We start from the raw sequence: 18,817 nt of genomic DNA, 5'->3' as shown, positions 1-18,817 counted from the left end.
ATTCAAACGAGCACCGGCGCCGCAAGAAGGGGCGCAGACATGTGCTGCACACAGACCATAACACGGCGGGGTCGGCGGATGTTCCCGAACCCGTATCCCGGGGCGGGAAACCGCCGCTCAGTCGACCGCGATCCCGTGCTCCCCGACCAGCGCCACCAGCCCGCCCGAGCCCGCGTACCCCTTGCCGCCCGCCACGAAGCGCCAGTCGGCGCCCGTACCGCTCCTGCGGAAGGAACCGAGCACCAGCGCCGTCTCACCGGGCCTGCCGTCGGAGACCTCAAGGCGGTCGGCTTCGGCTCCGCTGGGGTCGGTGAGCCTGATCCGGGCGTCGGTGAATCCGGTCAGGTCGGCGTCCGGGTCGGCCTCCGGGTCGACGGCGGCGACCAGCACCACCCGGTCCGCGCGGGCGGGCAGCCGGTCGAAGCTCACCCAGATCGCGGCCTTGTCCTCGCCGAGCGCGGGCATCATCCGCACACTGCCGTCGGGCGTGCGCGGATTGTTGAAGAAGACGAAGTGGTCGTCGTCCAGCACCCGGCCGCCCCGGCACACCAGCGCGCAGACGTCGAGCCGCACACCGCCTGCCCACCACATGCCGAGCACGCTCGCCTCGGAGTCGGCGTCCGCGTCGGCGTCGATACCGGGCAGCACCGTCGAGACCAGTGTCGGGGTGCGCTCGACGGTGCCGGGGGCGGGGCCCAGACGGCCGCCGAGCCCGTTGCTGTGCAGCAGGTCCACCAGGTCCGGGCCCGACACCAGCGTCAGCGGCTTGCCGTTGGCGAAGGCGTGCGAGGTCGGCCCGAAACCGGAGGTGGTGATCAGCACGCCCTTGTTGGCGCCGACGCTCTGCACCGTGCCGAACAGGTCGCGTACGGCGCTCGGCGAGACCGTGTTGCGGTAGCGCTTGACCTGCACCACGATCTTGCCGCCGCGTATCGGGTCGGGGTCCAGCGCGTCCACGTCCACACCGCCGTCGCCGGAGCGCACCGTCGTGACCGCGTTCATCCCCATCGCGCGGAACAGCCGCGCGACCAGCTCCTCGAACTCCAGCGGGTCCATGGCCAGCAGGTCCGGCTCCTCCTCGCCGCCGTGCGAGACCATCGTGCGGCCCGCCTCGCCCGGCAGTCGGATGGGCTCGACGGCCGCGCGCTTGTCCGGGCGGGGGGAGAGCCGGCCGTCCAGCGCCTCGGTGAAGCAGTCGACCGCGTTGACCCGGTCGAGGTTGACCGCCGCGAAGGCGGCGTCCGACACCAGCGCGGAGGCGACGACGGTCTTCGTACGGTGGCCGGTGGCCGGGTCGGTGTCGTCCACGAAGCCGTTGAGCACCACCGAGTCCAGGACATTGTGCGCGTCGGCGCCGAACAGCTCGCGCAGCACGAGCAGCAGGCACTGGGCCAGGACGTCCCGGTAGGCGGCGCGGCGCTCGGCGACCGGGCGCGCCACCTCCTTGTCCCGGTCGGCGCCCGGCATGTACCGCACCAGCGACGCCTCGGGCACCACGGAGAAGGCGGGCAGCTCCCAGTCGAGCACGAGCTGCCGGTCGGCCCGGTCGTAGGACGCCGAGACCTGCCGCGGCAGGCCGTGCGGCCACGCGGCGGAGGCGTAGAGGGCCGCCGTCAGATAGTCCTCGACCGCCTCGGGGTCCCCGTCGCGCAGTGCGGCGACGGAGGTCTCGACCTCGGCGTTCTGCCGCCGGATCTCCGCCAGCCGCTGGTCGGCCCACTGCCGGTACTGCCGCTGGTAGTCGGCGAGTTGGCGCTGCCGCAGCGCCTCGGTGGCCTGCGCGGCCCGCAGGTCGTTCTCGTACAGCGTGCGGGCCCGCTCGCGTTCGTGCCGCGCCGCGCCCCAACCGCCGCCCTGCCGGGGCGTGTACGCGTTCGGGTCGGGCATCGGGATCGGCTCGGCGAGCCGTCCGGGGGCGAACGGCTCGACCACCTCGGGCGTCAGCAGCGCCGCGGGGGTGAAGACGGGCGCCGCGCAGCCGGCCGCCAACAGGCCCTGGAGCTCGGCGAACCGGCGCTCCAGGTCGTCGGTCCGCTGCTGCGCGTCGGCCTCCCGGCTCGCGCGGTACGCGGCCTGCTGCTCACGGCTGCGCCGGGAGGCGGCCCGCTCCGCCGCGCGCTGCTGCCGCTCGGTCTCCCGCCGCGCCTGCAACCAGGCGCGCTGCTGGGCCTCTTGCTGCCGCTGGCGCTGCCGCTGGACCTCGGCCCAGGTGGATACGGGACCGGAAGTACGGCGGCTCATGCGGGTACGGCTCCCTCTCGGCGCGGCGCTGCGGACACCGTGCGTGTCCCCTGCCCGGCAACTGAGAGTACGCCCCTGGCCAGCGCGTCGTCACCGCTTCCGGCCCACAGCGCGGCCCGAGTTGGCGCTCTTCGCTCAGCGCGCCTTCGCCGCGTACCGGCGGCGCAGCACGACCACCGAGCCCGCCGCGCCCAGCGCCAGCGCGCCGCCCACGTACCAGGTGGTCGGCGACGACGACGCGGCGTCCGCGGTGCTGGGCGCGTGCGGCGCGGGGGCGGGCTTCGGCTCCTGCCGCGCGGGCTCCTGGGCGGGCTGCGGCGCGGGCCGCTCGGCCTCCTCGGAGGCGTGCGCGGAATCGTCGTGGTACGCGGTCGTCGCCGTGTTCAGCGTGCCGACCGACGAGGTGCGGCCCGCGGCCGAGAAGCCCCAGTCCAGCAGCGCGCCCGCCTCGTGGTACACCGCCTGCGGCAGCCCGGACTGCGGATTCATCACGGTCGCGATCAGCGTGCGGTCCCCGCGCTTGGCGGCGGCGACCAGGGTGTTGCCCGCGTTGGTGGTGTAGCCGTTCTTCACACCGATCACGCCGGGGTAGCGCTTGACGCCGTCGGCGCCGGTGAGCAGCCGGTTGGTGTTCTGGATGCCGAACGACTTCACGTACTTGCCGTGCGCGTCGTAGCCGCCGGGGAACTGCGCCCACCGGGTGGAGGCGTACGTCGCGAAGTCCGGCATGGCCAGGCCCGCGCGGGCGATGACGGCCAGGTCGTAGGCCGAGGAGACCTGGCCCGGCATGTCGTAGCCGTCGGGGGAGACCACATGGGTGTCGTCCGCGCCGAGCATCTCGGCCTTGGCCTGCATCTGGCTGACGGTCAGCGGCACCGAGCCGTTCATGTGCGCCAGGACGTGCACGGCGTCGTTGCCCGAGCTGAGGAAGACACCGCGCCACAGGTCGGCGACGGTGTACGTCTGCCGGGCCTGGATACCGACCAGGCTGCTGCCCGCGCCGATCCCCGCGAGGTCGGAGTCGGTGACGCGGTGGGTGGCGTCGCCGGGGAAGCGCGGCAGCACGGTGACCGCGAACAGCGTCTTCAGGGTGCTGGCGGGCGGAAGCCTGCGGTGCGGGTCCTTGGCGGCCAGCACCTGGCCGGTGCGCGCGTCGGAGACCGTCCACGACAGCGCGGACAGCCCGGACGGCAGCCGCGGCGACCCGGCGTGCGGCTGCACCAGCACCCCGTGCCCGGCGAGCAGCGGACCGCCGGCGACCACCGTCGCGGCGCCGGGGCCCGACGAGCCGCGCCCGCCGTCCCCGGGAAGGGCCGCGGCGGGGGCGGTCGCGGCGGCGGACACGGTGGCCAGCGCGGTCGCGGCGGCGAGGCAGCAGCCGATGGCCAGACACCTGGCGGCGGCCACCGAGGCCGCGACGGCGCAGACGGCGGGGGCGGCGGTCTTACGAGGACGGTCGTGGCGGCACGACGAGGCGCGGAAGACGTTCATGCCGTCACCGTAGGAACGCCGTGGCCGGGTCGGCGCGGCGACGTGACCCATAAGGATGAGACACCGCCGCCACCGGCGTGACGCCCGGGGGCCGACCGGCTGACGGCCGCTCACCGGCCGGCGGCCGGATCCGACGCGCCGTCACATCCCCGGTTCCCGAAGCGCCCTGATCACCCGTCGGACAGCGCAGCGAGCCCCGCCTCGATCGCGGCCTCGTCCAGCGGCGTGGGCGTGGCCTTCATGACGGCCGCCGACACCGGGTCCACCACGCCGCCCAGACCGCGGTCGAGCGCGGCCTTCAGGTAGCGGACGGCGTCCAGCACATTCCCCGCGGCGCTCGGCGAGTCGTCGACCTCCATCCGCAGGTCGATCTCCAGCGGTGTGCCGCCGAAGCCCTCCGCCTCGACCCGGATGAAGGCCACCTTCCGGTCGGCGAGGAACGGGATGAAGTCGGCGCCCACGTGCGACGGCGCCGCCTCGCCCGAACCCCCGTACATCCCTTGCGTCTTGGTGGCCTTCTTGCTCGCCATCCGCTCCGCGTCCTGCATGTTCAGGAAGTCCATGTTCCCGCCGCCGAGCAGCTGGTACGTGCTCCGCAGCCGTACGCCGTTGCGCGCGAGCACGTCCACCAGCGCGCGGTGCACGAGCGTCGCGCCGAACTGGCTCTTCAGGTCGTCACCGGCCAGCGGCAGCCCCGCCTCGGCGAACCGGCCCGCCCACTGCGGGGAGCGGGCGATCACCGACGGGATGCAGTTGAGGAAGGCGCACCCGGCGCGCAGCGCGGCCCGCGCGTACAGCTCGGATGCGGCCTGGCTGCCGACCGGCAGGAAATTCACCAGGACGTGGGTTCCGCTGTCCCGCAGCCGCCGCGCGATGTCGTCGACCGTGGCCGTACCGCGCGCGTCGACCTGGTCGGCGGCGCTGCGCCCGACGCCGTCGCTCAGCGCGCCCTCGGTCACCTCCACACCGAGGTGCGGCACCTTCGCGAAGGCCCGCGCGTTGTTCGGCGGCGCCCAGATCGCCTCGGACAGGTCGCGGCCGGTCTTGGCCGTGTGGACGTCGAAGGCGGCGGTGAACCGGACGTCGGAGACGGCGTAGCCCGCGCACACCGGGTGGGTCAGGCCCGCCGGGCCCGCTTCCGGGCCGTCGCCCGTGCCGGCCGCGGACGCGTAGAACTCCACACCCTGGACCAGGGAGGAGGCGCAGTTCCCCACGCCTATGACGCCGACGTTTACCGTACTCATGTGCGCTCCGTGTCGAGAGGTTCGGTGTGGGGTTCGATGTGGACGAGGAAGTCGGCGAAGCCGTGGACGCCGGGGCGGGCGTCCACCGCGGTCAGCGCCGCGCGCAGGGCCCGCAGGTGGCCCACGTCCATCTGGAGCGGCGGCTCGTCCGGCTGGTGGGTGGTGCCGCGCGGGTAGTCGTCGCCGGGCGTGGTGGTCATCTCGATGTGACAGCCGAGCAGATGGGTGACCGGGTGCCGCTCGCAGAAGGCCAGCAGCCGGTCCACGGTCGCGGTGTACGCGGCCGGGTCGCGGACGTAGAGATGACCGGGGTAGAGGGTGTCGCCGGTGAACAGGATTCCGGTGCGCCGGTCGTGGAAGACGGTGGCGGCGGCCTCGTGCCCGGGGCCCGGCAGCACGTCGAGGACCCGGCCGCCGAGGTCGAACGTGGCGGTGCCCCGCGGCCAGTCCCGCAGCCCGTAGAAGGCGGTCACCGCGTCGAGGTCCGGACCGACCACGACGGTACGGGGCCGGTCGGCGAACTGGGCGTCGCCCGCGATGTGGTCGCCGTGGCCGTGGGTGTGCGCCACCACCAGCTCGTACGCGTCCGGCGCGGTGCCCGGCTGGAGGGCCAGCCATGCCTCGATCGCCGCGTCCACGGTGCGGCGCAGCGGGAAGTGGCGGGCGTCGGCGGTGGCGCCGGTGTCCAGCAGCAGGGCGCGCTCGGCGCCGAGGAGCAGGAAGAGGAAGGGCGCCTCGAAGTGCACCGACATGTTCTGCCGCAGGATCAGGGTGTGTTCGTCGTACGCGTGCACCTGGATCTCCGGCGCCGGGTCGTGCTTGGCCGACGGCCACCCCGCGTGCCAGCGGACATCGAGGTCGCCGGAGACCGGTTCGATGATCTGTTCGCTCACCAGGTGACCCTAACCCGGCGCTCTCACGCGCCGGCCGGGTCTCCCGAGGTGATCGCGGCCAGCAGCCGGTAGGACTCCAGCAGCTCCGCGCGGTCGTACGTACTGGTCGTGACGAGGAATTCGTCGGCCGCGCTGCGCTCCAGCAGCGACTCCAGCGCCTTCGCGACGTCCTCGGGCGTGCCGTGCAGATGCCCGGCCATCGCCTCCTCGAAGCGTTCCCGCTCCGGACCCGCCATCGCGCGCGCGGCCGTCGACTCGTACGGCGCGAGGGCCGGAAAGACGCCGTGCGTACGGGACCAGGCCGTCGACCACGCCTCCGGGACCAGCAGCCTGCGGGCCCGCTCGCCGCTGTCGGCGACCGCGACGGTGCCGGACAGCACGACATAGGGGGCGGCCGACCACGCGGAGGGGCGGAAGGCGGCGCGGTAGCGGTCCACCGCGCGCAGCATCGCGTCCTCGCCGCGCACACCGCCGATCACCAGCGGCAGGCCGTGCGCGGCGGCCAGGTCCGCGCCGCTGCCGACGGCCAGCAGGAACACCGGCGGACGCAGCCCCTCGGCGGGCCAGGCGTGCACCTGCGGGTGGACCCGCTGGGTGCCGGTGAAGTACCCGAGCAGTTCGTCGATCTGCGCGTCGAACGCGCCCGCCGCCTCCTTGCCGCGGCCCAGCGCCTTGCGGATGCCGTCGGTGAAGCCCACCGACCGCCCCAGACCCATGTCGATCCGGCCCGGGAACAGCGCCTCCAGGACCCCGAACTGCTCGGCCACGACCAGAGGTTGGTGATTGGGCAGCATCACACCGCCGGTGCCGACCCTGATCCGCGAGGTGGCCGCCGCGACCGCCGCCGCGAGCACCGTCGGCGCGGAACCGGCCACGCCGGGCACGCTGTGGTGCTCGGACACCCAGAAGCGGTGGTAGCCGAGCGCTTCGACCTCGCGCGCGAACGCCACGGTGTCGCGCAGCGCCTGAGCGCCGTCCTGGCCCTCCCTCGTGCGGGAGCGGTCCAGGACGGAGAACGGGGTGTCGCGCAGCGGAGAACTCACGTTCATTCCAACGCGTACCGGACCCCGTCATTCCCGAACCGCCCGAAACCGAACACTTGTCGTCACCCCTTGTGGCCGAGTGTGTACGGGCCCTATCTTTGGCCCGCCCGGCAATTCGGGCGTACGGCAGCCCAGGCCCCACGGGCCGGTCCTGGAGAGGACTCGTGCTATGCCCTTACGCGGACGTCACCGCCGATACCGCCCCAGCCGCGTATCGCAGGCATCCCTCACCGTCACCGCGGGCGGCGCCGGTCTCGCCCTGCCGCTGATCGGGCTGAGCAGCGCCCACGCGGCCTCCGAGAGCACCTGGGACAAGGTCGCCAACTGCGAGTCCACGGGCAACTGGCAGATCAACACGGGCAACGGGTACTACGGCGGGCTCCAGTTCGCCTCCAGCACCTGGAAGTCCTTCGGCGGTAGGGCCTACGCGCCGCGCGCCGACCTCGCGACGAAGAACCAGCAGATAGCCGTCGCCGAGAAGGTGCTGCACAGCCAGGGCCCCGGCGCCTGGCCGGTCTGCTCGGTACGCGCCGGGCTGACCCGTACCGCCGCCACCGCCTCCCACAAGGTCGAGGTGCCCGCCGCGAAGGTGCGGACCGCGTCCGACCAGGCGCGCAGGACGCCCGCGAAGGCCCCGGTCAGGAGCGAGACCAAGAGCACCGCGAAGGCCCGGGCCAGTTCCCCGGCCAAGGCGCCCGCGAAGAAGACCACGCCGAAGACCGCGCAGCCCAAGTCGGCCCCGGGCAAGGACCGTTACACGGTGATGTCGGGCGACACGCTGTCCGGCATCGCCGACGACCACCATGTGGCGGGCGGCTGGCCCCGGCTCTACGCCGACAACCGCTCGGTGGTCGGCGACGACCCCGATCTGATCTTCCCCGGCCAGCGGCTCGACCTGCGGACCCCGGTGGCGCAGCCGCAGCACACGACGCAGCGCAAGCCGCAGACCACGACCCACCCCAAGGCGCAGCCGCAGCCGACGCCCAAGGCCACCCCGAAGGCCACGCCCAAGAAGTCGGTGGCCCCCGCGGGCACCCGCACGCTGGACCGTACGACGAAGCCCGCCGCGGCCCCGACCCACACCGCGTACACCCTGCCGGTCAGCGGCGCGCCGATCGGCACGCCCTACCACGCCTCCGGCTCCAGTTGGGCCAGCGGCTACCACACCGGCGTGGACTTCCTGGTCGGCACCGGCACCAGCGTGAAGTCGGTGGCCGCGGGCACCGTGGTGACGGCGGGCTGGGGCGGCAGTTACGGCTACCAGATCGTCATCCGGCACGCGGACGGCGACTACAGCCAGTACGCCCACCTGTCACAGATCTCGGTCAAGGTCGGACAGCAGGTCACCTCCGGCCAGCGGATAGCGCGTTCGGGCTCGACCGGCAACGTCACAGGACCGCACCTGCACTTCGAGATGCGGACGGGACCCGAATACGGCGACGACATCGACCCGCTGCACTATCTGCGGGCTCGCGGCGTCTCGATCTGATCGGACGGGCCGGGTCCGCCCGGCCCGCTCCGGCCGGCGAACGTCGTGAGCGGCGGCAGCGCCGCGGTGAGCCAGCAACCGGCGAAGAGCCAGCCGCCGAAGACATCCGTCGGCCAGTGCACGCCCAGATACACGCGGGTGCAGCCGACGGCCAGCGCGACGAGCGCGCACAGCGCGGCGAGCAGCCGCCCGGTGCGGCCCGGCCGCCAGCGCAGCAGCCCCCAGGCCAGCAGCCCGGCGGCCATCGCGCTGGACGCGGTGTGCCCGGAAGGGAAGGAGTAGCCGGAGGCGTGCGTCGCCCAGTCCGCCGCGGGCGGCCTGGCCCGGTGCAGCGCCATGACCAGCAGCGTGCGTACCGCCTGGCCCGCGAGCAGCACGACCAGCGCGAGCAGCGCCGTGGGCACACCGCGCGAGGTCCGCAGCGCGCCGCGTCCCACACCGCCGCCGCCCGCCAGCCAGCCGCCCAGCACGGCGGCGAGATACGGGAACGGGCCGGTGCCGAGGTCGGTGACGGTACGGGCCACGGTCACCATGGCGTGCGGCCGGTGCCCCACCGACCAGCGGTGCGGCCCGGTGTCCACCGCGTACGGCGTGCCGTGCCCGGCCAGCACCACCCAGGCGAGCACCGCGAAGGCGGCGGCGAAGGCGGCCGGGAGCAGTACGCGACGCCATGGCGCGCGGGCGGTCATCGGGGGAGCGGCCCTTCTCGCTCGGTACGCGAAAGGCCCGCCCGGCCGCGGGCGTCAGTTTCGTCTACAGGCACGTAGACATACTGTACGCGGCGGCCGGGCGGGCTTCCCCTCGGCGCGATGGATCGGACCGTGTTCCGCGGGCGTGCCTCGGGTCCTACGGCCGCGCGGCGGGCGTGATCTGCGGTGTCTTCAGCGGGTCGGTGATCGCGACCGGCTCCAGGACGGCGTCCAGCTTCGCCAGCAGACCCGCGTCCAGGGTCACGCCGGCCGCCTTCACGTTCTCCGCGACCTGCTCGGGGCGGGAGGCGCCGACGATCGCGGCCGAGACGTTCGGGTTCTGGAGCACCCAGGCGACCGCGAGCTGAGCCATCGTCAGACCGGCGTCGGCGGCCAGCGCGTGGAGCTGCTGCACCCGCCCCAGCACGTCGTCGTTCATCCAGCGGTCGATCATGTTCGCGCCGCCCTTGGCGTCGGTGGCGCGCGAACCGGCGGGCGGCTGCTGCCCCGGCACGTACTTGCCGGTCAGCACACCCTGCGCGATCGGCGAGAACACGATCTGACCGATGCCCAACTCCTCGCAGGTGGGCACCACTTCGGCCTCGATGACGCGCCAGAGCGCGGAGTACTGCGGCTGGTTGGAGACCAGCGGGATGCGCAGCTCGCGGGCGAGCGCGTGCCCGCGGCGGATCTGGTCAGCCGTCCACTCCGAGACGCCGATGTAGTGCGCCTTGCCGGAGTGCACGACGTCGGCGAACGCCTCCATCGTCTCCTCCAGCGGCGTGAACCGGTCGAACCGGTGCGCCTGGTAGAGGTCGACGTAGTCCGTCTGGAGCCGTCGCAGCGAGCCGTCGATCGACTCCATGATGTGCTTGCGGGACAGACCCCGGTCGTTGCGTCCGGGACCGGTCGGCCAGAAGACCTTGGTGAGGATCTCCAGACCCTCCCGGCGCTCGCCCTTCAGCGCCCGGCCGAGCACCGACTCCGCGCGGGTCTGCGCGTACGTGTCCGCGGTGTCGAAGGTCGTGATCCCCGTGTCCAGCGCCGCCCGCACACACGCGGTCGCCGCGTCCTCCTCCACCTGGGAGCCGTGGGTGAGCCAGTTTCCGTAGGCGATTTCGCTGATGATCAGGCCGCTGCGGCCAAGGTGACGGTATTCCATGGAACCGACTCTAGATCGCCCGCCCGTACCGCCGCGACCGGCACAAATGCCCCGCCCCGGGGGCCCTGACCTACGGGGCCGCCGGGGCGGAGAGTCGGTGCGGTCACCGGATCAGGAGGCGTAGGCCTCCAGCTCGGAGAGCTGGCCCGCCGGCCAGCCGGTGTTCCCGGTGAAGGTGAGCCGCAGGTAGCGGGTGGTGGTCGGGGTCAGGGTGACGGTCGCGGTGCCGGTACCCAGGGTGAAGGTGTAGCCCGCGGACGCCTTGAGCGTGCTGTACGTGTTGTTGTCGGTGGAGCCGAGGACGCTCAGCGTCTCGGTCCTGGTGCCCCAGTTGGTCGGCAGCTTCAGCACCAGCCGGCCGACGGTCTTGGCGGAGCCGAGGTCGACCGTCAGGGACTGCGGGAAGGCGCTGTTGGCGCTCTCCCAGTAGGAGTTGACGTTGCCGTCCACCGCGTTGGCCGCGACGTAGATGTCGGAGTGACCGGTGTCGGTGGCCGTACGGCCCTGCGCCAGGTTCGGGTTGGCGGGCGGGGTCGTGGGAGGCGTCGTCGGCGGGGTGGTCGGGGGCGTGGTGGGCGGCGTGGTCGGCGTGCCGTCGGCCGCGTAGACCTCGAACTCCGAGATCTGGCCCGCGGACCAGCCGGTGTTGCCGGTGATGTTCAGCCGGACGTACCGCGCGGTGGCTGCGTTGAAGGTCAGCGTGGCCGTGTTGCCCGACGACGGGTTGAAGGAGACGCCACCGGAAGCCTTCAGCGTGCTCCAGGAGCTGTTGTCCGTCGAACCCAGCACCGACAGGGTCTCGGTACGGGTCGCCCAGTCCGCCGACGGCGGAAGCTTGAGCGTGACCTTGCCGATCGACGTGGCCGCGCCGAGGTCGACGGTCAGCGTCTGCGGGAAGGCGTTGCTGTTGCTCTCCCAGTACGAGGACGCGTTGCCGTCGACGGCGTTGGCCGCCGAGTAGCTCTGCACCGCGGACGAGGCGGTCGCGGGGCGGCCCTGCGCCAGGTTGCCGTTGGCCGGAGTCGTCGGCGGGGTCGTCGGGGGAGTGGTGGGCGGTGTGGTCGGGGGCGTGGTCGGCGGGGTGGTGGGAGGCGTGGTCGTACCGCCGCCACCGCCGGTCGGCACGCCGCCGTTGGTCCAGATCGGGGTCGGCCAGGTGCCGGTGCAGGTCTGACCGGTGATACCGGAGTTGCCGCCGCCGTCGATGATGTTCAGACCGGTGCCGACACAGTTGTGGATCGGGGTGGCGGACTGGGCGATGTTCTTGGCCTTGACGTTGATGAACGTCATGTCGGCCGGTGCCTGCGCCTGGATCGCGTAGGTGCCCGCGCCGTCGATGTTGACGTTCTTGAACGTGACGCCCGTGACGCCGCTCTCGATCGACTGGATCGCCTCGTAGGAGCTGTCGAGGATGTCCGTGTCGGTGATCTGGATGTTGGCGTCGACCTTGCCCTGGAGGCCGTCGAACCAGATGGCGCCGACGCCGAACTGCCAGTTGAAGTCGCTGTTACCGGTTCTGATCAGCGTGTTGCGCGCCGCCGTGATGGTGCCCGCGACCGCGGTGCCGGAACCGGCGTTGACCCCCGGGTAGCGGTTGGCGATGTGCAGGCCGCCGCCGTTGGAGATGGTGTCGGCCATCACGTTGTCGGAGATGTTGAAGTCCTTGCCGCCGTACGTGACGATGTTGTTCGCCAGGATCGGCAGCACGACCGTGTTGTGGTCGAAGCTGTCGTTCACGTTCGGCACGTTCTCCGGCCAGCCCGCCAGACCGTCGTCACCGGTGTTGCGCACAAAGGTGTTGGTGACCGTGGAGTTGGTGACGCCGATGTGGAAGTTCACACCGTCGGCCGTCGTGTCCAGGATGCGGCTGTTCTTGATGGTGAAGTGGTCCATCGGACCGTCCATCCACGCGCCGCACTTGACGTGCTGCAACCACAGGTTGTCGACGGTGGAGTTGGACATCGCACCGCCGAGGCCGTTGACCTGGTCGTTGTCCTCGCGCTCGCGGATGTCGCCGATGATGGCGAAGTCCTTGAGGTTGACGTTGGTGCTCGGGCCGCCCTGGTTGGTGTACTTGCCGTAGATGCCGGCCGCGTTGGAGCGGTTCACCGGGTCACGGCCGCCGAGCACGCTGTACCAGGGTCCCGCGCCGACGAGGGTGACCTTGTCGACGATGACGTGGCTGTACAGCGTGAAGTTGCCCTGCGGGATGTATACGGTCTTGCCCTGCGCCTTGCCCGCGTCCACGGCCGCCTGGAACTTGGCGGTGGAGTCCGTGGCACCCGTCGGGTCGGCGCCGAAGTCCGTCACCACGTCGAGCGCGCCCGCGGGCTTGGCGATCGGGGCCGCGACCGTCTCGAAGTCCGCCAGGTCGATGGTGAACGTCGGGGACTGCGCCGTGGACGTCACCTGCACGCGGATCTTGGTGCCGGCCGGGTACGTGGTCCCGAACATCGTCCGCGACTCGTCGTAGAAGTGGTGCGGGTTGGTGTCGCCCGGGTTGTTGTTGAACGGGTAACCGCCGTAGTACCAACTGTACTTCGACGTCACCGGCAGGGTCTTGATCGAGGTCCCGTTGGCCTGCACGTCCAGCGTGGCGTCCCTGCCCTTGCCGTCCGCGGTGTCCGGGAGGCTGTAGCGCAGCGACATCGCGTTCGCGGGCGCCGTCAGCGTGAACTCCACGTACTGTCCGGCGGCGCTGAGGGTGACGGCCTGACGGCCCGACGCCTCGGACGGCAGGTGGCCGTAGTAGCGGTCGGGACCGATCAGCGCGCCGTTGGTATTGGCGTACTCGGCCTCGAGCTCCTTGAACGGCACGTTCGCGCCGCGGCCCGATATGCCGACCGGTGATGGGGCGGGTACGCCTGCCGCGTGGGCGACGGGGGCGTTCGCCAAGGTCACGGCGGTCAGCGCGGCTGCCGCGGCCACGGCGAACGACAGCACCGCGGCGGCGCCGCGCTGTCTGACTCTGCGGCTTCTTTGAGGACTCAACTCATGGCTCTGCAATGAGTGCGACACAGGCACACGTCCTTGCGCGTCGAGGGGGGTGAGGGGGTGAGGGGGTGGAACTTGGGGGGACTAGGGGGGAACACCCGGCCAGGCGTGGAGAGACTACGAGGCGGGTCGCAGTAAGTCCATGAGTCTGCGCAAAAATGCGATGGCTCCTCGCAATATCCACGACACCTGACCGTCATAGACGGCTTCAAAATCCGATAATTCCCGATGCTCCACACATCTGAGGCCGTCTCGCCCGGCGGTCGGCGTCACCGGCTCCCCGCCCGCCGGAGCGGCCTGCTCCCCGTCCGCCGGAGCCATCGGCTCCCCGGGCGCCTGACGGAGGCCCACCCGTTGATGGAGTCCGCGCGGCGGCTGTGCCTATGATGGGCGCGATGACGAACTCCTTCTCGTACGAAATGGGGGAATCGTTCGACCAGGGTGAGTGCTGATGGCACCTCACCTCACGGACGAGATTCCCGCCCACGTGTTGATGTGGCGCCGTGTACGCGAGTACGCCGTGCCACCGTCCATGATCGAGACCGCCACCGCGCGGCGCGCCGTCGGCGACTGGGCCGGGGCGTGCGCCGCGGCCCGGGTCGACTCGGATCTCGATCTGCGAGCCGTGCGCACGCGGCACGGCACCGAAATGGCCGCCCGACTCCGGGCGGATCTGCGCCGGTTGGCGCCCGATCTGCTGCGCTGGCACATGCCGAGGATCGCGCCGGACGGCCGCTTGCGGCCCGGTGTGACCATCCTCCTCGCGCGGTACGGCGCTTCGGCCGGTCCGCCGGTCGACCTGGTCGTACGGACACCGCCGGCCAGAGCCGACGCGGGGCAGCGGATGGCGCTGGCGCTGTGGCAGGAACCGGGGCACGGCGCCGCCGGAATCCACCCGCACCCGTATCCCGAGCGGCGCTTCCGGCTCGACCTGCACCGGCATCTCTGGGACGCCGGGCGGAGCGGCGAACTGGCGCGGCGCTGCGGCGCGGACGAGGGTCCGTGGGCGTCGGGGCGGTGGGCCGCGGAGGCCGAACTGCTGCTGCGGGCCGAAGGCCGCCCGCGCGGCGCCTTCGCCGTACGGCTGGGCGCGCGCGACCGTGCGGCGTTCGAACTCGTCGCGCCCGACGACAGCCATGCCCCGACCTGCCGGCCGCTGCGCGAACCGCTGCGACCGCACGACATCGCGGCGCTGCCCGTACTGCCGGAAGCGGCGGCCCGCGTCCTGCCGGACCTGGAACTGCTACGGGCCGGGCTGATCACCGCCGACCGGCTGCACCCGCTGGTCGCCGCGGCGCTGGCGTCGTACGACACCGCCCCGGCCTCAGGTCACGGCCCCGAGCCCGGTGATCCGCACCGGGTGGAGTGCCGCGGCGAGGTCCACCGGATCGCGCTGCGGGACGGGGCGCTGACGGCGGTCGACCACGACCCGGCCGAACTGCGCCGCGAGGACCTGCTGGTGGCCCTCGGCGGACCGGCGCTGCCCTGCCTGCGGGCGATCGACGCCGTGCACCGCGACCCCGAGGCACTGCCCGCGGTACGGGAACGGCTGCGCCACGGCGACATGGCCGGGGCGCTGGCTGTCGTCGAGGGACTGCTCGGGCCGCGCGCGGTACTCCGCGATGGGCCGCTTTGCGAGGAGTTGGAGCGGGCCGCCGTCCGCCGCGTCGACCACGGCGTCTTCCGCGCGGGACTCGTCGCCGAACACCCCGCCTCGGCGCAGCGCCGTCCGCGCCTCGTCCGCCATACGCCGCGGCACATTCGCGCCAAGCTCATCAGCAGGGCCAGGCCCCGAACCGGAACGGCCCGCTGACCCTTCCTTCGTCTGACCGCGGGTCAGGTCCCTTCCTTGCGGGGCGCGTCGAGCGCCGCCATGCCTCACAAACCCTTCGGAGCGGGCCGTCCCGTTCCCCTGACCAACCCCAGGTGATGCCCATGACGTCCAGCACCCTCCTGCCCACGACTGCCTTCATGACCGCTCCCACGACCGCCTTGGTCTCTGCCTCCGCCCCTGCCTCCACCCCTGCGGGCGACCCCCAACTCGCCGTCGCCGATGACCTCTTGACGCTCCTTCGGACCAGCACCACAGAACCGCGCCCCGACGAACAGCTCGAAGCGCTCGCCCTGGCCGTCGCGGCCGACCTGCCCGTACTGCTGTGGGGGGAGCCCGGCATCGGGAAGACCGCGGCGCTGACCCAGCTCGCCGCCTCCCTCGACCTGCCGTTGACGACCGTGATCGCCAGCGTCCACGAACCGACCGACTTCTCCGGGCTGCCCATCCTGGGCGACGACCCCGCGGTACGCGGTGTGCCGATGGCGCCGCCCCAGTGGGCCGTGGAACTGGTCCGCGCCGGGCGCGGACTGCTCTTCCTCGACGAACTGTCCACGGCCACACCGGCCGTTCAGGCGGCGCTGCTCCGGGTCGTGCTGGAGCGCCGGGTCGGCGCCCTGCAACTGCCGCCCGGCGTAAGGATCGTGGCCGCCGCCAACCCGCGCGCGTCCGCGGCCGACGGGTGGGAGCTGAGCCCGCCGCTGGCCAACCGCTTCGTCCATCTGTTCTGGGTGCACGACCGGGAGGTGGTGGTACGCGGCCTCGGCGGCGTCTGGCCGCGCCCGGAACTGCCCAGGCTCGTACCGGAGTCGCTGCCCAAGGCCGTGGCCCTCGCGCGGCGCGCGGTCTGCGGCTTCCTCGAAGCCAGGCCGACGCTGATCCACCGGCTGCCGAGCACGGAGACGCGGCGCGGCGGCGCCTGGCCCTCGCCCCGGAGTTGGGAGGCCGCCGCGCCGAGGGCATCGAGCTGATCGGCGGCGGCGGTACGGATCTGCGCTCCGGCTTCGCCCGCGCCCTGCGCTCCCGGCCCCGCCCGGACGTCGTCGTCGCCCTGACGGACGGTCAGACACCGTGGCCGTCCGAGCAGCCGCCCTGCCGTACCGTCGTCGGCCTCTTCCCCCGCCCCTCGCGCGCCGTGCGCGAGGACGACGCCGACTACGTCCCGGACTCCCCGCCGTCCTGGGCGCGTGTGGTCATCATCGGCTGAGCGGCACCTCAGCGGCGCGGCGCCGATCGCCGGGGGGAGACGAGAAGGAAGGGGTGTGCGGCGCGGTCGCGGTGCCGGGTGGACTGCCAGCCGCGGGCGTCGAGGAGCGCCGCGCACCGGCCGAGGTGGCCGGCGGCCTCGTCCGGGGTGGCAGCGCCCCGCCAGGACACCTCGACGGCGCCGTCCTGCGCGGAAGGCGTGACCGTATAACCGTCCGGGCCGGGCGGACAGCCCGCCGCTTCGAGGGCCAACGCCACGGCGTGCACGAGCCGTTCGCGCTCCCACGGCGCGGGCACGTCGGTCACGCCGTCGAGGAGCACCGCCCGGATTCCCAGCAGGCCCTCCCACGCGGCGGCCACCTCGGCCGCGCGGGCGGGACCACGGTCGGGCGTCACCGTCACCGTCCCCGTACCGTCGTCCGCCGTGAAGGTGCCGTCGGGGACCGCGGGCGGCTCCGCGGCGGCTTCCGCCTCCCGTGCCGCCTCCCGTGCCGCTTCGGCCGCCGCCAGCGCGGCGCGCTGCCGCAGACCCTCTTGGGACAGGTAGTAGTTGTGGTGGCCGCTGCGGCCGTGCGGCACCGCGAGACCCGCCGCCACCAGCGCCGCGCAGACGTCGGCGCGCGCCGAGAGCCGGCCGGTCGACGGATCGGAGCCGGCGACCGCCTTCCGCTGAGCGGGGGTCAGTGCCTTGGCCACGCGACCTGCCTCCTTCCGCCTGACGTGCCCGTGCTGTCTCCCGCACGGTACCGCCCGCGGCCGACACTCCCCGCGCGCCGCGACCGGCGGGTTCCCGGACCGGCGCCCGGTGATCCAATCCCCTGGAATTGCAGGTGAATTGATACGGCCTCCGTAATGGTGGGGGGCGGTCGCCGGGCGGAATTCAGCGGGGTGTAGGGTCCCGGTCCCCGTAGTTATGGCGGACGGGGGCGTCGCCAGGGAGTCGGAGAACACAGCGAAATTCAGGGAGGATTCATGCAAATGACGCGCCAGAGCCGCAGGCGCTCCGGTGTCATAGCGGGCGCCGGAATGGTGGCGCTCATCGGGTCGGCCGTACTGGCCGCGCCCGCATCGGCACACACCCCCAACTGGTCGGTGGACTGCGACTCGGTCTCGGTCCACCTCACCGCCTACAACGGCCGGGTCACCAACTCGGTGACCGTCTCCGTGGACGGCGGCGCCGTGCTCGCGAGCAACGAGTCGTTCGGCAGCAGCTACGACTTCACGGGTGCGCTGCCCGACCACAGCACCGCGATCAAGGTGCACCTGGTCGTGAAGGCGGGCGACGGCAAGCAGTACGGCAGGGACGAGTACAAGACGTCCGAGCCGTGCGAGAAGCCGCCGACCACGCCGCCCACCACGCCCGAGACGACGCCGCCCACCACCGCGCCGCCGAGCCAGCCGCCGACCACCCCGGCGTCCGAGACGCCCACCGCGCCGCCGACCACTCCCGAGACGACCGCGACCTCGAACGCCCCGGTCGTGCAGGCCAGCACCTCCCCGGCCTCCGGTGACCTGGCCGAGACCGGAAGCTCCAGCTCGACGCCGATGATCGCGGGCGTCGCCGCGGCCGTCGTCGCCGCGGGCGCGGGCCTGCTCGTCTTCAACCGCAGGCGCGGCGCGGCACACCGCTGATCCGCCGCACCACCGGCCGCCCGTCCCACGGGCGGCGTCCCGGCGCGGGGGGGGGGGGGGCCCCCCCCGCCCCCCCCCCCCCGGGGGGGGGGGGCCCCCCCCCCCCCCCGGGGCGGCCCCCCCCCCGCGGGGGGGGCCCCCCCCCCCGCGGCCCCCGCCCCCCGCCCGCCCCCCCGCCCGCCCCCCCCCCCCGCCGCCCCCCCCCCCCCCCCCCCCCGGCCCCCCCCCCCCCCCCCGCGCCGCGGCGGTTCACGGACGCCCCGCGAACCGGGTACGTCCGGAAGGCGGCCGGTCGGTCACGCCTGCGCGGAGCCCGGCGCCCGGTACATGTACGACGTCTCCTGCCGCCGCGAGACGATCCGCCAACCGCCGCCGTCCCGCGCGAAACCGTCCACATACCAGAAGCCGCACAGCAGCACACCGCGTTCCGCGGCCTTGCCACCCTCGGGAAGCACGAGCGGGTTGAGGCACATGGTGCGGCCCGTCGCGCGGTCGCCGTCGAGCCGGATCGCGCAATTCCCGAGCAAATGCTGATATCCGGGAAAACGCGGCATGACGGCCGCGAGAAATTCCTTGATCTCCGGCAGAGTTCCGCGCGGTCCGCCGGTCGCCGTGTAGTCGAGGACCGCGTCCTTCGTGAAGACCGCGTCCAGCAACGGCCATTGGCCGGTGTCCACCGCGTGGCTGTATTCGATCAACAGATCCTGGATTTCCAGCCGGTCGGAGATATCGCCGAGCGAGAGCATGCGGCCCCTCCTGCCCGCGCCCGGGCGGACGCGTGGGCACCGCATGGATTGCACGCGCCACCGGAGAAGTCAAGACACCTGACAGGCGCGGAGTATGGGAATACCCGGAGAACCCTCCGCCCACGCCCGGTCCCCGGCCCGCGCAGCCTAGGATCA

The 18,817-nt window shown here is 72.9% G+C and carries 14 protein-coding genes and 1 pseudogene; 5 read left to right on the top strand and 10 right to left on the bottom strand.

The annotated features are described in order from the left end of the window. Positions 1-117: 117 nt before the first annotated feature. The 5 genes from ACFZBB_RS23925 to ACFZBB_RS23905 form a co-directional block, all read right to left on the bottom strand. The gene (locus tag ACFZBB_RS23925; protein ID WP_391125875.1) at positions 118-2,241 is read right to left on the bottom strand and encodes a restriction endonuclease; all 2,124 of its coding nucleotides are present in this window, start codon (positions 2,239-2,241) and stop codon (positions 118-120) included. 135 nt (positions 2,242-2,376) lie between these two features. Then, on the bottom strand, positions 2,377-3,732 hold the full coding sequence (locus ACFZBB_RS23920; protein WP_391125872.1) for a D-alanyl-D-alanine carboxypeptidase family protein: 1,356 nt from the start codon (positions 3,730-3,732) through the stop codon (positions 2,377-2,379). A gap of 170 nt (positions 3,733-3,902) precedes the next feature. Continuing rightward, positions 3,903-4,976 carry an inositol-3-phosphate synthase gene (locus tag ACFZBB_RS23915; protein WP_391125869.1) on the bottom strand — a complete coding sequence of 358 codons (1,074 nt, stop codon included), beginning with the start codon at positions 4,974-4,976 and terminating at the stop codon, positions 3,903-3,905. Beyond that, positions 4,973-5,869: an MBL fold metallo-hydrolase gene (locus ACFZBB_RS23910; protein WP_391125866.1), complete on the bottom strand. Its 897-nt coding sequence runs from the start codon at positions 5,867-5,869 to the stop codon at positions 4,973-4,975. The genes ACFZBB_RS23915 and ACFZBB_RS23910 overlap by 4 nt, the downstream gene beginning before the upstream one ends. 23 nt (positions 5,870-5,892) lie before the next feature. Next, on the bottom strand, positions 5,893-6,918 hold the full coding sequence (locus tag ACFZBB_RS23905) for an MsnO8 family LLM class oxidoreductase (protein ID WP_391125863.1): 1,026 nt from the start codon (positions 6,916-6,918) through the stop codon (positions 5,893-5,895). A gap of 163 nt (positions 6,919-7,081) precedes the next feature. Between ACFZBB_RS23905 and ACFZBB_RS23900 the strand changes: the two genes are divergently transcribed. Next, on the top strand, positions 7,082-8,401 hold the full coding sequence (locus ACFZBB_RS23900) for a transglycosylase family protein (protein ID WP_391125860.1): 1,320 nt from the start codon (positions 7,082-7,084) through the stop codon (positions 8,399-8,401). On the opposite strand, the gene ACFZBB_RS23895 is transcribed toward ACFZBB_RS23900, so the two are convergent. The 3 genes from ACFZBB_RS23895 to ACFZBB_RS23885 all read right to left on the bottom strand — a co-directional run bounded on the left by ACFZBB_RS23895 (position 8,371) and on the right by ACFZBB_RS23885 (position 13,270). Then, positions 8,371-9,090, bottom strand: coding sequence for a phosphatase PAP2 family protein (locus ACFZBB_RS23895; protein WP_391125857.1), 720 nt, complete (start codon positions 9,088-9,090; stop codon positions 8,371-8,373). The two genes, ACFZBB_RS23900 and ACFZBB_RS23895, sit on opposite strands and share 31 nt — an antisense overlap. Before the next feature lie 157 nt (positions 9,091-9,247). Continuing rightward, positions 9,248-10,252 carry an aldo/keto reductase gene (locus tag ACFZBB_RS23890; protein ID WP_391125854.1) on the bottom strand — a complete coding sequence of 335 codons (1,005 nt, stop codon included), beginning with the start codon at positions 10,250-10,252 and terminating at the stop codon, positions 9,248-9,250. Positions 10,253-10,363: 111 nt separating this feature from the next. Next, positions 10,364-13,270, bottom strand: a complete 2,907-nt coding sequence (locus ACFZBB_RS23885) for a discoidin domain-containing protein (protein WP_391125851.1) — start codon at positions 13,268-13,270, stop codon at positions 10,364-10,366. 427 nt (positions 13,271-13,697) lie between these two features. Between ACFZBB_RS23885 and ACFZBB_RS23880 the strand changes: the two genes are divergently transcribed. The 3 genes and pseudogenes from ACFZBB_RS23880 (at position 13,698) to ACFZBB_RS23870 (ending at position 16,284) form a co-directional block, all read left to right on the top strand. Further along, positions 13,698-15,059 (top strand): hypothetical protein, encoded by a 1,362-nt coding sequence (locus ACFZBB_RS23880; protein ID WP_391125848.1) that lies wholly within the window; start codon positions 13,698-13,700, stop codon positions 15,057-15,059. A 158-nt stretch (positions 15,060-15,217) separates the two neighbouring features. Then, positions 15,218-16,027, top strand: a pseudogene (locus ACFZBB_RS23875) (AAA family ATPase); the annotation flags it as partial. After that, the gene (locus ACFZBB_RS23870) at positions 16,015-16,284 is read left to right on the top strand and encodes a VWA-like domain-containing protein (RefSeq protein WP_391125845.1); all 270 of its coding nucleotides are present in this window, start codon (positions 16,015-16,017) and stop codon (positions 16,282-16,284) included. The pseudogene ACFZBB_RS23875 and the gene ACFZBB_RS23870, both read left to right, overlap by 13 nt. Positions 16,285-16,292: 8 nt before the next feature. Here the strand turns inward: ACFZBB_RS23870 and ACFZBB_RS23865 are convergent, their stop codons facing one another. Beyond that, positions 16,293-16,979 (bottom strand): hypothetical protein, encoded by a 687-nt coding sequence (locus ACFZBB_RS23865; RefSeq protein WP_391125842.1) that lies wholly within the window; start codon positions 16,977-16,979, stop codon positions 16,293-16,295. 282 nt (positions 16,980-17,261) lie between these two features. On the opposite strand from ACFZBB_RS23865, the gene ACFZBB_RS23860 reads away from it, so the two are divergent. Then, positions 17,262-17,915, top strand: coding sequence for an LAETG motif-containing sortase-dependent surface protein (locus tag ACFZBB_RS23860; protein WP_391125839.1), 654 nt, complete (start codon positions 17,262-17,264; stop codon positions 17,913-17,915). Between the two features lie 296 nt (positions 17,916-18,211). Here the strand turns inward: ACFZBB_RS23860 and ACFZBB_RS23855 are convergent, their stop codons facing one another. After that, positions 18,212-18,661, bottom strand: a complete 450-nt coding sequence (locus ACFZBB_RS23855) for a nuclear transport factor 2 family protein (protein ID WP_391125836.1) — start codon at positions 18,659-18,661, stop codon at positions 18,212-18,214. Positions 18,662-18,817 lie beyond the last annotated feature (156 nt).

Source organism: Streptomyces sp. NPDC008139, from assembly GCF_042957025.1.
Classification (GTDB): Bacteria; Actinomycetota; Actinomycetes; order Streptomycetales; family Streptomycetaceae; genus Actinacidiphila.
This window is presented reverse-complemented; position numbering and strand designations above follow the sequence as displayed.

Coding starts and splice junctions, on each gene's coding strand:
- ACFZBB_RS23920 (WP_391125872.1), bottom strand. CDS start 3,732: ATGAACGTCTTCCGCGCCTCGTCGTGCCGCCACGACCGTCCTCGTAAG.
- ACFZBB_RS23925 (WP_391125875.1), bottom strand. CDS start 2,241: ATGAGCCGCCGTACTTCCGGTCCCGTATCCACCTGGGCCGAGGTCCAG.
- ACFZBB_RS23915 (WP_391125869.1), bottom strand. CDS start 4,976: ATGAGTACGGTAAACGTCGGCGTCATAGGCGTGGGGAACTGCGCCTCC.
- ACFZBB_RS23900 (WP_391125860.1), top strand. CDS start 7,082: ATGCCCTTACGCGGACGTCACCGCCGATACCGCCCCAGCCGCGTATCG.
- ACFZBB_RS23860 (WP_391125839.1), top strand. CDS start 17,262: ATGACGCGCCAGAGCCGCAGGCGCTCCGGTGTCATAGCGGGCGCCGGA.
- ACFZBB_RS23880 (WP_391125848.1), top strand. CDS start 13,698: ATGGCACCTCACCTCACGGACGAGATTCCCGCCCACGTGTTGATGTGG.
- ACFZBB_RS23895 (WP_391125857.1), bottom strand. CDS start 9,090: ATGACCGCCCGCGCGCCATGGCGTCGCGTACTGCTCCCGGCCGCCTTC.
- ACFZBB_RS23855 (WP_391125836.1), bottom strand. CDS start 18,661: ATGCTCTCGCTCGGCGATATCTCCGACCGGCTGGAAATCCAGGATCTG.
- ACFZBB_RS23890 (WP_391125854.1), bottom strand. CDS start 10,252: ATGGAATACCGTCACCTTGGCCGCAGCGGCCTGATCATCAGCGAAATC.
- ACFZBB_RS23905 (WP_391125863.1), bottom strand. CDS start 6,918: ATGAACGTGAGTTCTCCGCTGCGCGACACCCCGTTCTCCGTCCTGGAC.